Source organism: Polaribacter sargassicola, from assembly GCF_021991835.1.
Taxonomy (GTDB): Bacteria; Bacteroidota; Bacteroidia; order Flavobacteriales; family Flavobacteriaceae; genus Polaribacter; species Polaribacter sargassicola.
This window is the reverse complement of sequence record NZ_JAHDAU010000052.1, coordinates 1-412: the sequence shown is the minus strand read 5'-3', so window position 1 is coordinate 412 and position 412 is coordinate 1. Positions and strand designations below refer to the sequence as shown.

General features: G+C 73.3%; 1 protein-coding gene. It reads right to left on the bottom strand.

The window, feature by feature from the left end:
* Positions 1 to 412, bottom strand: a 412-nt coding sequence (locus KI686_RS15780) for a hypothetical protein (RefSeq protein ID WP_237590291.1), incomplete at both ends; no start/stop codon positions are given.

Here is a 412-nt window from a genome sequence, read left to right as displayed (position 1 = left end):
TCGGCGGAGAACGGACGGCGCGGGTCGGTGATGGCGATCCGCAGCCGTGACCCGCCATCCGCGTCGAGCAGCTCGAAGACCGAGCTGCTGCGGTGGAACCGGAAGTCCCGCCCATCGCTGCCGAGCCCGCTGCGCAGCAGCGCGTCGGCGATGCTCTGCGCGGCGCGGGTCGGGAGGGCGTCGCCGCGCAGGCTCCAGTACCTCGCGCCCGTCTCGTCACCGGCGTCGGACCGGACGAACGACAGCACCAGCTCCCGCATCTCGTCCTGCGACGCGGGGTCGTGCCACAGGGATCGCACGATCTCCTCGACGCGCCGATCCGCGTCCTCGGCGAGCACACGCTCCGCCGGACGGACCAGGCGGTAGGCGAGCGCGTCCAGCGTCATGATGTGCGGCTGAGCGGCCGCCGGCA